This is a genomic window from Moraxella sp. E33BD (assembly GCF_041807865.1).
GTDB classification, from domain to species: Bacteria; Pseudomonadota; Gammaproteobacteria; order Pseudomonadales; family Moraxellaceae; genus Moraxella; species Moraxella haemolytica.
In genome coordinates this window covers 24,242-38,165 of sequence record NZ_JBGTZD010000010.1, presented here as the reverse complement: position 1 = coordinate 38,165, position 13,924 = coordinate 24,242, and the positions used below count along the sequence as shown (strand labels likewise).

The following is a 13,924-nucleotide window of genomic DNA, read 5'->3' as shown; positions in this document are numbered from 1 at the left end:
TTACTTAATTAACTTACGCATAAATGACTTCTAAGATTTCAAACTCAACCAGTCCACTTGGTGTTTGAATCTTAGCTTCATCGCCTTCAGACTTACCAATCAAACCACGAGCAATCGGTGAATTAACCGATATCTTACCTGTTTTAAAGTCCGCCTCATCATCACCAACAATCTTATAACGACGCTCTTCGCCATCATCAATATTCTCAAGAACAACCGTTACCCCAAAGACTACTCGCCCATCTTGTGGTAATTTGGCAGGGTCAATCACTTGAGCACCACCCAATTTCGCCTCAATATCACGAATGCGTGCTTCACACAGCCCTTGTTGTTCTCTGGCAGCGTGATATTCCGCATTTTCTTTTAAATCGCCATGTTCACGAGCCTCAGCAATGGCGTTGGTGATGCGAGGACGATCAACGGTTTTTAGTTGTTTTAGTTCTGCTTCTAATGCCTGATGACCTTCTGGCGTCATTGGGTATCGTTGCATGATAACTCCTTTATATAATCGTTTTTTAATGATGCAAGTACAAAAAATCCTGCTAAAAGTGTATTTAGCAAGACCCTTTTATATCAAGATTTCCAAATTATTCTATCAAGTTTTGACACAAAATACAACAACCATTAGATAAACAAAAAAATAAACCTAAGAGCGATTTATCAACCATTAAACTCTTAAGAAAAAAACTCAAGCAAAAAACAAAAACGCTACTTAAGGCGTTTTTGTTTTTTGCTTGGTAGATTAGATTAAGCATGCAAGTCTTGCAACTTATACACATCAAAAGGCAGGCTAATCTCATACGCCTTGCAAGATGCCAAAGCAGCGGACATGGTGGTTACATGATAAACTTTACCCTGCAACGCACTACGGCGAATAGAGAATGAATCCTCTTGGGCTTGCTTGCCTTCAGTGGTGTTAATAACAATATCAATCTCGCCATTTTTAATGGCATCAACAATGTGTGGACGACCCTCTGTTACCTTATTGACACGCTCGCACGCAATGCCAGCCTCTTCCAAGACCTTTTGAGTGCCGGCTGTCGCCACCAATCTAAAACCATAGCTATGAAGTGATCTGGCTACTTCTGGTGCATATTTCTTATCACTATCTCGCACCGACAAGAAAGCGGTTTTTACCTCTCCTTGAGTTGGCAAGCCAGGCAAGCGTTCATTTGAACCGATGATTGATTTATAGAACGCCTCGGCAAAAGTTTTGCCCACACCCATCACCTCGCCTGTTGATTTCATCTCTGGACTTAAAATTGGATCAACACCTGGGAACTTAGCAAACGGGAATACTGCTTCTTTGACCGAATAATGTGCCGGGATAATCTCTTTGGTAAATCCTTGCTCTTGCAGAGTCTTGCCTGCCATACAACGAGCGGCAATTTTAGCAAGCGATGCACCGATACACTTCGAAACGAACGGTACGGTACGGCTAGCACGCGGATTTACCTCCAAAATATAAACAATATTATCCTTAATGGCATATTGCACATTCATCAAGCCCACCACACCCAACTCTTTTGCCATTGCAATGGTCTGCTCACGGATTTGATCTTGAATGTCATTGCTTAGTGAGTACGGTGGCAACGAACACGCTGAATCACCAGAGTGTACCCCTGCTTGCTCGATATGTTGCATGATACCACCAATCACAACATCTTGACCATCAGATACACAGTCCACATCCACTTCAATAGCATCATCTAAGAATCTATCAAGTAGTACAGGTGCTTCGTTTGATGCTTGTACAGCTGTTTTTAGATAATGGCGTAACTCATCTTCATTATAAACAATTTCCATCGCACGACCGCCCAATACATAAGACGGACGCACCACCAATGGATAGCCAACTTCTTGGGCACGAATGATGCCTTCATCAGTGCTGGTTGCTAAGGCATTTGGTGGTTGATTTAGGTTTAGCTGATGCAACATTCTTTGGAAACGCTCACGGTCTTCAGCACGGTCAATGGCATCAGGACTTGTGCCAATGATGGGTACACCTGCTTCTTCTAAGGCACGAGCCAGCTTGAGCGGTGTTTGACCACCATATTGTACAATCACACCTTTTGGCTTCTCGGTACGCACGATTTCTAAGACATCTTCTAGCGTTACTGGTTCAAAATACAAACGATCAGAAGTATCGTAATCAGTGGACACGGTCTCAGGATTACAGTTCACCATAATGGTTTCATAGCCGTCTTCACGCATGGCAAGAGCGGCATGCACACAGCAATAATCAAACTCAATGCCCTGACCGATACGGTTAGGACCACCACCGATAACCATAATCTTATCTTTATCAGTTGGGTGTGCCTCACACGCTTCATCATAGCTTGAATACATATAAGCCGTTGAGGTCTCAAATTCTGCCGCACAGGTATCCACTCGCTTATACACAGGATAAACACCCAAATTCCAACGCTTCTTGCGGAATTGTTTTTGACTGATACCCATCAGATTACCAATGCGTAAATCACTCATGCCTTTGCGTTTGAACTGACGCACATTCTCTGCGGTCAAATCACCAAACCCAAGTGTTTTAATATGATTTTCAGTGTTGACAATATCTTCAATTTGCACCAAGAACCAACGGTCAATCTTAGTATAATCAAACACTTCATCAAGACTAAATCCATGTCGGAACGCCTCTGCGATATAAAAAATGCGTTCTGGCGTTGGGATACTTAGACGGTTTTTAATCTCTGATACGATGGCATTGGCTGACTTACCTGCCAAATCCATTATCTCATCAAAACCAGTTGCACCTGTCTCTAGACTGCGAAGTGCTTTTTGCATTGACTCTTGAAAATTGCGACCAATCGCCATGACCTCACCCACCGATTTCATCTGTGTGGTTAAGGTATTTTCTGCCTGCGGGAACTTTTCAAAGTTAAATCTAGGCACTTTAGTAACCACATAGTCAATCGATGGCTCAAAAGATGCCGGTGTCTTACCACCTGTAATGTCATTTTTTAACTCATCAAGCGTGTAACCCACCGCCAACTTGGCAGCGATTTTGGCAATCGGAAAGCCTGTCGCCTTAGATGCCAATGCTGATGAACGGCTGACACGAGGATTCATCTCAATAACCACCATGCGACCGTTATCAGGATTGATGCCAAACTGCACATTTGAACCGCCGGTTTCCACACCGATCTCACGCAAAACAGCAATCGATGCATTACGCATGAGTTGATATTCTTTATCAGTCAAGGTCTGGGCTGGAGCAACCGTAATTGAATCGCCTGTATGCACACCCATTGGGTCAAAGTTTTCAATTGAGCAGACAATGATGCAGTTATCATTCTTATCACGCACCACTTCCATCTCATATTCTTTCCAACCAATCAGACTTTCATCAATCAAAAGCTGATGCGTAGGCGATAAATCAAAACCCCGCTCACAGATTTCTACAAATTCATCACGGTTATAAGCAATACCACCGCCAGAACCACCCATTGTAAAACTTGGACGGATAATCACAGGAAATCCAAAGCGAGACTGAATCTGTAATGCTTCTTCCATTGTGTTAGCAATATCAGCACGAGGGCATTCTAGACCGATTTTTTTCATTGCTTGATCAAACAATTCACGGTCTTCAGCTTTTTCAATGGCTTCTTTGGTCGCACCGATTAATTCACAGCCATATTTGGCAAGTACGCCGTGCTTATCCAAGTCTAATGCACAGTTCAAAGCTGTCTGACCACCCATGGTTGGCAAAATCGCATCTGGTTGTTCTTTTTCGATGATGCGTTCCACCGTCTGCCAAGTAATCGGCTCAATGTAGGTAGCGTCTGCCATAGATGGGTCAGTCATGATGGTGGCAGGGTTAGAATTGACCAAAATCACACGATAGCCCTCTTCACGCAAGGCTTTGCAGGCTTGAGCACCAGAGTAGTCAAATTCGCAGGCTTGTCCAATCACAATCGGACCTGCCCCAATGATTAAAATGGATTTTATGTCGTTGCGTTTTGGCATGTCAGTTCTCTCTTTGGTTTATTTAATTTAAATCAATAAGTTATGCTACTTTTGGTAGCCATAAATCATTTAACATCACTCTAAATTGCATCAATTTATTATCCAAGCCATCTTTAAATTGAGACAATAAATTTTCTTGTTCACTCATCATTTGGCGATTGTTAAAATACCGCCAAACCAAAAACTCATACAATTCATTTCGACTGTCTTTATTTAATAACAGCTCGGAATTCATTGTGTGAGCGGTAGCAACATATTTTTTCCACTCTTTCTTAAAAGTACTTTCTAGCTGAGGTGTAATTTTATCACGCAGTTTTGATAATTGCAGTCGCTCAAATAGCTGTATCACACTCATCAATAAAATTGGCTTATGTGGTGCCACACCCAAATGAGACTTGGAGCAATTTAAGCGATCAAAACAATCCCGATAATACATTAAACTCTCAACTTGATTTTTTTCTTTAAGAAAATCCATCCATAATCGCTCTGTCATTTCATTGACAGAAATGTTGTTTTGCTCGGCATAACGAATGATTTGACCTTTTAATTGATTATCAATGTTTAAAATCAATTCCACCATCTATACTATTGCTCCACATAAACAATCGTCCAAGTCCATGTAATAAGTTTCTTATCATCACCTATTTTATAAAACTCGGGTGATAAAACACTCCACATTCAAGCTGGCTTTTATTGATATTTAATATACCAAAGCCCACCATAATCAGCTAATGACTAACACAAACACAAGACCAGTATTTGCATTTTAGGATAATTGGTCATTCACCCCATTTTAATCAAACACCACATCGGTGGATAAAGGCAATATCACGCCTTTGTCTTTGCCAATTCATCAGCAAATCTATCAAAAAGCACGCTACAATCATGTGGACCTGGGCTTGCCTCTGGATGCCCCTGAAAGCTAAATGCCACACGGTCAGTGCGTTCTATGCCTTGGTTAGTGCCGTCAAATAGTGAGCGATGTGTGGCTCTTAGCGTACTTGGCAGGTTATTCTCATCCACACAAAAACCATGGTTTTGCGAAGTAATCATTACCGTGCCATCATCTAGATTTTGTACAGGATGATTAGCACCGTGATGACCAAATTTCATTTTGATGGTTTTAGCACCACTTGCCAATGCCAACAGCTGATGCCCCAAACAAATGCCAAATACAGGGATTTTGGTGGTATCGCAAATGGTTCTGATGGCATCAATCGCATAATCACACGCCGATGGGTCGCCAGGTCCATTGGATAAGAAAATCCCATCAGGATTCATCGCCAACACTTCGCTTGCAGGCGTCTGAGCAGGAACAACAGTCAAACGACAGCCTCTATCAGCCAACATTCTTAGGATATTTGTCTTAACACCATAATCATAAGCAACCACATGATATTTTGCTTCAATGTCCTTGCCAATCTCAGCAAAGCGACCACCTGTCTCAGTGGTCTTAGCATTGCGTCCATCATGTGCCAATTGCCAAGAGCCTTTTTTCCACTCAAAGCCTGATGGATCGCAACATACCTTAGCAAGGTCAAGACCATTCATTGATGGTGCTTGTTGTGCCAGCTTCACCGCCAAAGCCTCATCAATATCACCCGCTTCATCAGCGGTTAAGATACAGCCATTTTTAGCACCTGTAGTGCGTAGTACAGTGGTTAATTTACGAGTATCAATGTCAGCAATCGCCACCACCTGATGCTTTTTTAGATAATCACTTAATGAAATGTTGGCACGAAAATTGCTATGTAGTAATGGCAAATCACGAATAATCAAACCACTCGCCCATACTTTATGAATACGCCCAGATTCAACATCTTCATCGTTACAGCCTGTATTACCAATATGTGGATAAGTCAGCGTAACCATCTGATGTGCATAGCTAGGGTCAGTTAAAATCTCCTGATAACCTGTCATGGCAGTATTAAAAACCACTTCACCAACGCTAGAACCTGATGCACCGATTGCCACCCCATGAAAAATGGTGCCATCGGCCAAAGCCAAAACTGCTTTTTTTATTGTCATGACATGCTCCGAATGATAAAAATATTTTGCTTGCTCTTATTGATTGACATAACAAATAAGTGCGATGAGCAAATTTTAGACAAATTTTTTTGGCATGACTGCCAAACCAATAAATTAACGGATAAATTTTACTCATAAAAAACGAGCCACCTAAAAAACAAATAACCTAATTTGCAAGATTGGCAAACTTTAAGTTATCTTTTTTCATGGTCGCTCGCTTTGGCATAGATTTTAGGTATTATACATAACTTTACAAAAAATGGCTAGAAATTTTTATTTTTCTAGCCATTTGATACAGAATCTATCTTAAACAGAGTGCTTCTTATTATATTGTATTGAGTTATAGACAGATAAGGCAATAAATGCGACACCAATCAGACCTGTGACTATCTCTGGTACATGGAATTTGGTTGATAACAACATGATGATGGCAAGTGCACCGATGGCGTAGTGAGCTCCATGCTCTAGGTACACAAATTCATTAAGCGTGCCTTTTTCTACCAAATAAATCGTCATTGAACGAACGAACATCGCACCAATAGCCAAACCAAGCATGATAATAACTACATCGTTAGTGATGGCAAATGCACCAATCACCCCATCAAAACTAAACGACGCATCCAAAACTTCTAGGTACATAAACCCTGCCACACCGCCTTTTAGAATGGTTGGCGACACGCCTGCGGTATTAATAATTGGCTCACCTTTATTGTCATACACCACCTCACTAGAATCAGATTCACCCTCAAGTAATGCCGATAATACGCTCACACCAAGATACACCAACACACCCCAGATGCCCGCTAGCATTACCACACCCTGCTTAGCTTCATCAACCCAAGTCAGCGATAACATCAATACTACCAATGCCACAAACACACTCATCGCATCAACCTTGCTAAACCGCACCAGACGAGATTCTAGCCAAGTAAACCAATGAATATCTTTATCGCCAAACATGAAGTTTAAAAACACAAGCAATAAGAACATACCACCAAAGGCAGAAATCTCCGCATGATGGGCGTTTAGGTGTTCTGCATAACTGGCTGGATTATTAAGTGCCAGATTCACAACTTCAAATATGCCCAAGTTTGCCGTAACCGCCACAATGACTATCGGAAAAACAAGTCGCATACCAAACACGGCAATCAACATACCTACAGTCAAGAAAATCTTTTTCCAAAACTCATTCCAGCCTTTTAAGATAGAAGCGTTTACCACCGCATTATCAAACGACAATGACACCTCCATGATTGCCAAAATTGCCGTAACACCTAGTGCCAACAACAAGCCTGACATACCGCCATGAGCATACCCCCACCAACCCGCAATGAAAAAGCAGACAGCGGTAAAAACAATGTCAAATAAAAAATGTCGCATAATAACCCTTTATACCAAAATTTTTTAGGCATATAAAGAAAACCAATAATCATATGATTATTGGTTTTTTATAATATGGTGGGGTCGGAGAGACTCGAACTCTCACACCTCGAGGCGCCAGAACCTAAATCTGGTGCGTCTACCAATTTCGCCACGACCCCAAGTTGCATCTTGCATCAATCATGATGTCTTGTTGATGCGTATTATAGCGATTTTTTGATGATTGGCAAGAACTTTTTTTATAAAAATCATAAAAACTTTATAAGATATTGATATTAAAATACTTTTTATTTAATATCCAACCTACTTTACCAATAATTTTCCACCGCAATATTGCCCACACCACGACGATTCATGGTCAAGCCTTTATCTTTTAGGGTATTTTTGGTATCCTCAACCATCTCTGGATTACCGCATAGCATGACATGAGAAGTGCTAGGGTTTAAGCTAAAGCCTGCATGACCTTCAAGCTCGCCAGTAGCAATCAAGGTGGGAATGCGAGCATTAAGACAACCTTCCACCTTCTCACGAGTGATGATAGGCACAAAGTGTAATGTAGCAGGCGAATCAATCAGTTCTTTAAATTGCTTTTGCAATGCCTGAATCTTATCCACATAAGCAAGCTCACTTTTTGTTCGTACGCTGTACACAAGCACAATGTCGGTATAATTTTGCCAAGTCTCCAGATCGCCTAGCATGGATAAAAATGGTGCCAGTCCTGTACCGGTAGCAAGTAACCATAAGTCTTTTGGGGCAGGCTCTTGATAACGAGCAAGGGTCAAAAACCCATAAGGCTCACTTTCTAAATATAAGGTATCGCCTATCGCCAAGTGTTGTAGCTGACTGGTGAACGCCCCATTAGGCACCACCACCGAGAAAAATTCCAACTGTTCATCATAAGGGCTTGATAGCACCGAATAAGCACGAAAAATACGCTCATTGGGGGCATTTTGAGTGTTTTTTAATTCACTAGGATTTACCCCAAGTCGCACAAACTGCCCAGCATCAAAACGAAATCCATCAGGACGAGTAGTGGTAAAACCAAATAAGGTAGGCGTAATGGAAGTCTTGGACAGAACTTGGATTGAATGAATTTCTGGCATGATGATTTATTGATTAAAAATTATTATTGATTTTACCACAATCACACAAAAAACAAAACGCACTTAAAGTGCGTTTTTATTGTTTTAAATCGCTAAATTGGCAAGTCTAAACAGTGTATCTGGGAAAATACCAAGAACAATAATCATCGCTGTAACAATCAATAGCATGACACCGCCTGCCTTAATACCCCACTCATGATGAGCGTCATATTCTAAATGCACTTTAGGGCGTTGGTACAGCTGTGTTAGCACTCTTAGATAGTAAGCCAAACCGATGGCACTGCCCAAAATGACAAGAAGTGCCGCCCAAAATCTTACGCCTTGCACCGATGACAAAATAATCATCACCTTAGTCATAAAACCTGCGGTCAAAGGAATACCTGCCAACGACAACAGCATGATGGTTAATACCACTGTCAAGACAGGACGACGCCAAAATAGCCCTTGATAAAATCTAAGCTCATCTGCTTCGCCTGAAATAGAAGTACGACCACGCTCTTTATATGGGCTTGACATCAGTGTAATCACCCCAAACGCCCCAATACTGGTCAAGGCATAGATAGCCATATAGACGCTAACCACGCCTGTGCTATTGCCCTGTACACTCAATAACGCCACCAATGCATAGCCAATGTGAGCAACTGATGAATAAGCCAATAGACGCTTTAAGTTATGTTGGCGGATAGCGAGCAGATTCCCCATTAGAATTGAAGCTGCGATGATGAACATCAAAATGGCATCAAACACCGCCAATGATGGTATCATGCTTGTCATTAAAAAGCGAATGGCAAGTGCCATCATTGCCACCTTACTCACGCTTGCCAAGAATGCAGCAATCGGTGCAGGTGCACCTTCATAGACATCAGATACCCATGAATGTAGTGGTGCTGCTGACAGCTTAAAAGCAATGGAGATCATCATCATTGCCACACCCAAAGCAAACCACACCCCCACTGTTCCTTCGGTCAATGACACACCCAACGCCTTAAAGCTTAAGGCACCTGTATCAGCAAAGATGAATGCCATACCCATCAGTAAGGTTGCAGAAGCTGTGGCTGATAAGACCAAATATTTAAGCCCCGACTCCAAAGAACGAGCTCTTAAAAAAGTATAAGCCAGCATACCATACATTGGCACAGATAGCAGTTCAAGCGACATAAAAAACGATGTTAAGTCTGTCGCTGACACCATCAGCATTGCCCCGATGGTGCTAATTAGCATGAGTAGATATAGCTCATCTTTGTTATCTTTTAGGGTCTGAAAATAACCATAAGCCAAAGTACAACACGCCAATGATGCAATCAAAATTACCGCCATATTAAATAAGGCAAAACCATCAATAACAAATAAATGGCTAACCTGACCAATAGGCAATAGCCCCAAAGCCTGTGCCACCAAGCTAATCAATGCAAAATTCAACCCCAACACACTCAATGTGGCGGACCAAAAATGTGAACGCTTCATGGCGATGGCAATCATGACAACCAACGCCGTCAATGCCACAATCACCAAAGGCGTGAAGGTCAATAAGGACTCAATAAGATGACTGTTAAACATAAAACTACCCCTTATTTTCCTTGTGTATCAGCATATTGATGGTACATATGAGACATATCATCATAACTGTGCTCGGCGATGCCATGTGGCATCTTAGACTGCAACGATAAAGGCAGCTGCTCATGATAAACTTTAGAAATCCAGTCCATGGAACCTTGTGAAGCATTCAATGCTGGTTGCGGATATAGACCTAGCCATACCAAACCTACCATCAGTATCACAAGCAAGCTGATTTCACGCTTACCCAAATCTTTATTTACTCCGTCATTATCCTTGATGAGCTTTGGTGCGGTATTCTCGCCAAACAACGCACGATGAATCAAAATCAACGAATACAGACCACCAAGCACAAGACTGGCTGTAGCTAGCACCACAATGATCGGATATTGCCCAAATGAACCCAACAGAATCAAGATTTCACCAACGAAGTTGCCTGTACCAGGAATGCCAAGTAGAGCCGCACAAAAGAACATCAGTAATGGTGCAAAGTATCTAAATTGCCCCCACATTCCACCCATGAGCGTCAAATCACGAGTATGCAATCTTTCGTACAGCTGACCTGCCATGATGAAAAGACCTGCACTTGATAAGCCATGAGCCAGCATCTGAATCATCAAACCTTGCAATGAAATCAAATTACCCACATAGATGGCAAGTAGCACAAAGCCCATGTGTGAAATACTGGTATAGGCAAGCAGTCGCTTAATGTCCGTCTGAGCAAATGCCAAAAATGCTCCATAAAAAATCCCAATTGTGCCTAGCGTAATGGCAATCGGAGCGAACTCAGCCGAAGCTGTGGGGAATAATGGCAAGACAAAACGAAGCAATCCAAAGGCTGCAGTCTTAATCAAAATACCTGCCAAATCCACCGAACCTGCCGTTGGAGCTTGGGCGTGAGCATCTGGTAGCCATCCATGCAATGGAAATACAGGCAGTTTAACCGCAAAACCAATAAAAAAGCACAGCATGATGACATATTCCCAAGCACCCAAATCCGCACCCAACAAATCATGGTAGGCAAAACTTAGCACGCCTGTACGATTAAATTGAATGATAACAAGCATCAAAATACCAATGAGCATGATTAGACCTGATGCTTGAGTATAAATAAAGAACTTGGTGGCAGCATACTCTTTGGTTTTACCCCCTGTGGCATTATGTCCCCACAATGCAATCAAAAAGTAGATGGGTAGCAACATCAGTTCCCAAAAAAAGAAAAACAAGAACAAATCAATCGCTAAAAATACACCAATAACGCCACCTAGCGACCACAAAAGATTAAGATGAAAAAACCCCACACGGCGAGTAATCTCACCCCACGAACAGCCGACTGCCATCACGCCCAAAAATGCCGTCAAGACAATCATCAGCAAAGACAGCCCGTCCATTGCCAAACGAAAACTAATCCCCAAAGATGGAATCCATGGCAACACAAACTGTGCCGACCATGGCAGATGCCCACCACTCATTTCTTCGGTTGCAAGCATTTGATTAAAACTGCCTTGTTGCCACAGCATCATGCTGATTCCCAAGGTCGCCAACATGGCAAATAGTGCTATCCAGCGTGGCAACTTATCATTTACCTTTTCAATAAGCCAGCACAAAAACCCTGCCACAAAAGGAATGGCAATCAATGTCGGCAAGAGCCAATTTTGTTCCATCATTTCATCACCATCATTATTGCCAATACCAAAATCATCACAAGACCCAATCCAAAGCTTATCGCATGAGAGCCCAATCTCCCTGTTTGCGTCTTGACAAGTAGCTTATTACCCACACTTGCCATTGCAGGCAAGATATTCCAAAGCCTGTCTATGGGATCAGATTTTAATAATTGACCAATCCCCAAAAACGGCTTGACAAATACAATGTCATACAACGCATCAAAACCAAGTCCATGATAACACCAATGAATGCAAGCACTGCCAAATGTGCAGTTACGCCAAGCATTTAAAATTTTGCCTTGATTAATGACATATAAAAAGTAAGCCAATACCAAGCCAAGTGCTGTTATGCCCATAGCAATCATCTCTGCGGTATGCTTACCCTCTGTTAAAGTACTACCAATACTCGTTGGCAGAACATTTGCCAAAGGTGGATGAATCAACGCCCCAAGCCCTGTAGATAGTATCATGAGTACCACCAAAGGCAAGGCATAGCTTATGCCAGAAATTTTGTGAGCATGGGTTTTTTCTTCACCAAAGAACACTAGATAAATCAAACGGAAGGTATAAATAGCAGTTAAAAATGCACCAAATACACCCGCCCAAAACAGACCCATATGCCCTGTGGCATAAGCCTCCCACAAAATCGCTTCTTTTGAGTAAAAACCAACCGTCACAAATGGTAGAGCAACAAGTGCTCCACCGCCGATAACGAACGACCAAAATACCAAAGGAATGCGTTTACGAAGCCCTCCCATCTTAAAGATATTTTGTTCGTGATGTACCGAAATGATAACAGCACCAGATGCCAAAAATAACAATGCCTTAAAGAATGCATGGGTCATCAAATGGAACACCGCCACCTGCCATGCACCCACACCCAAAGCAATAAACATATAGCCAAGCTGACTCATGGTTGAATAGGCAAGCACTCGCTTAATGTCGGTTTGTGCCAACGCACAAAAACCTGATACCAGCATGGATAACGCCCCCACACCACCGACTACATACAACAGCACATCAGGCGTTAGTAAAAACACAGGGTGCATACGAGCAATTAAATATACCCCTGCTGTTACCATTGTGGCGGCATGAATCAGAGCCGATACAGGCGTAGGTCCCGCCATTGCGTCAGCAAGCCAAGTATGTAGCGGAATCTGTGCCGACTTACCAAATGCACCAAAAGTTAGCATGAGTGCGGTCAAAATCATCTTAGGATTATTCACATCAAAGATTTTTGGTGCTTGATCAATGATGGCATGAATATCTAGCGTGCCAAATTGTTGGTACAACAAAAACAGTCCGATTGCCAAAAATACATCACCCACACGAGTTACAGTAAACGCCTTAATTGCTGCTCGTCCATTGGCACGATTAGAAAAATAATAACCAATCAACAAATAAGAACAAATACCCACGCCTTCCCAGCCTAAGTACATCAGCAATAAGTTGTCAGCCTGCACAAGCAGTAGCATACTGGCAACAAATAAATTTAGATAGCTAAAAAATCTAACAAACCCAGTCTCGCCTTTCATATACCAACTGGCAAATAGATGAATTAAAAAACCTACGCCTGTAATGATGGCGGTCATGGTCAGTGATAGACCATCTAAAACCAAACCAAAGTTTGGAGCAAAGCCATCTACCGACAGCCAAGTCCACAGCCTAACAAATAGCGTCTCATCACTACCGGCACTTAGATAATCCATACTCACCAAGACGGTGGTCAATGCGGATAACGCCATCATGCCCACACCAATGATGGTGGCTAGTTTTTCACAGATTCTATCTCGCCATAGGGCAAGTACCAAAAAACCAATCAAAGGAAATATAAAGGTTAATGCTAACAAATTCATAACACCCCCCACCCTTTTAGCTTATTGGCATGATTAACATCAAGGCTTTTAAAGCGATGATAAAATTGTAGCAAAATGGCAAGTCCAATCGCCGCTTCTGCTGCTGCTAGCGTCAAAATAAAGATGAACATAATCTGTCCATTAGGCGAACCCCACATATTGCCACCCACAACAAAAGCAAAAGCAGCTGCATTCATCATAATTTCAAGACTCATCAGCATAAACAATATATTACGGCGTACCATTACGCCCACCAGCCCAACCACAAATAAAATCGCCGCTACAATGAGTGCATGATGAGCAGGCACGCCAAGACTATTCATTTGCACAGCTGCTGTGGTCGTTAAAACAA

10 protein-coding genes and 1 tRNA gene are annotated in these 13,924 nt (G+C 42.1%); all 11 read right to left on the bottom strand.

The features are described 5' to 3' along the window. Positions 1-13: 13 nt before the first annotated feature. The 11 genes from greA to nuoK all read right to left on the bottom strand — a co-directional run bounded on the left by greA (position 14) and on the right by nuoK (position 13,895). On the bottom strand, positions 14-490 hold the full coding sequence (gene greA / locus ACERC6_RS07295) for a transcription elongation factor GreA (protein ID WP_284673034.1): 477 nt from the start codon (positions 488-490) through the stop codon (positions 14-16). A 257-nt stretch (positions 491-747) separates the two neighbouring features. After that, entirely contained in the window at positions 748-3,984 is a 3,237-nt protein-coding gene (carB, locus tag ACERC6_RS07290; protein WP_373628374.1) for a carbamoyl-phosphate synthase large subunit, read from the bottom strand. A gap of 40 nt (positions 3,985-4,024) precedes the next feature. Next, complete coding sequence (locus tag ACERC6_RS07285; RefSeq protein ID WP_373628372.1) at positions 4,025-4,564, bottom strand: hypothetical protein; 540 nt, start codon at positions 4,562-4,564, stop codon at positions 4,025-4,027. A 248-nt stretch (positions 4,565-4,812) separates the two neighbouring features. Next, positions 4,813-6,012: a glutamine-hydrolyzing carbamoyl-phosphate synthase small subunit gene (gene carA / locus ACERC6_RS07280; RefSeq protein WP_373628371.1), complete on the bottom strand. Its 1,200-nt coding sequence runs from the start codon at positions 6,010-6,012 to the stop codon at positions 4,813-4,815. A 306-nt stretch (positions 6,013-6,318) separates the two neighbouring features. Beyond that, the gene (locus tag ACERC6_RS07275; RefSeq protein ID WP_284673039.1) at positions 6,319-7,392 is read right to left on the bottom strand and encodes a DUF475 domain-containing protein; all 1,074 of its coding nucleotides are present in this window, start codon (positions 7,390-7,392) and stop codon (positions 6,319-6,321) included. A 76-nt stretch (positions 7,393-7,468) separates the two neighbouring features. After that, positions 7,469-7,553 (bottom strand) — tRNA-Leu (locus tag ACERC6_RS07270). A 147-nt stretch (positions 7,554-7,700) separates the two neighbouring features. Continuing rightward, positions 7,701-8,495, bottom strand: coding sequence for a ferredoxin--NADP reductase (locus ACERC6_RS07265; protein WP_284673040.1), 795 nt, complete (start codon positions 8,493-8,495; stop codon positions 7,701-7,703). Between the two features lie 84 nt (positions 8,496-8,579). Then, the gene (locus ACERC6_RS07260) at positions 8,580-10,052 is read right to left on the bottom strand and encodes an NADH-quinone oxidoreductase subunit N (RefSeq protein ID WP_373628370.1); all 1,473 of its coding nucleotides are present in this window, start codon (positions 10,050-10,052) and stop codon (positions 8,580-8,582) included. Positions 10,053-10,063: 11 nt separating this feature from the next. Beyond that, a complete protein-coding gene (gene nuoM, locus ACERC6_RS07255; RefSeq protein WP_373628443.1) occupies positions 10,064-11,713 on the bottom strand; it encodes an NADH-quinone oxidoreductase subunit M in 1,650 nt (549 codons plus the stop codon). Further along, positions 11,713-13,572 (bottom strand): NADH-quinone oxidoreductase subunit L, encoded by a 1,860-nt coding sequence (gene nuoL / locus ACERC6_RS07250; RefSeq protein WP_373628369.1) that lies wholly within the window; start codon positions 13,570-13,572, stop codon positions 11,713-11,715. The genes nuoM and nuoL overlap by 1 nt, the downstream gene beginning before the upstream one ends. Then, the gene (nuoK, locus tag ACERC6_RS07245; RefSeq protein ID WP_373628442.1) at positions 13,569-13,895 is read right to left on the bottom strand and encodes an NADH-quinone oxidoreductase subunit NuoK; all 327 of its coding nucleotides are present in this window, start codon (positions 13,893-13,895) and stop codon (positions 13,569-13,571) included. The genes nuoL and nuoK overlap by 4 nt, the downstream gene beginning before the upstream one ends. Between the last annotated feature and the right edge of the window lie 29 nt (positions 13,896-13,924).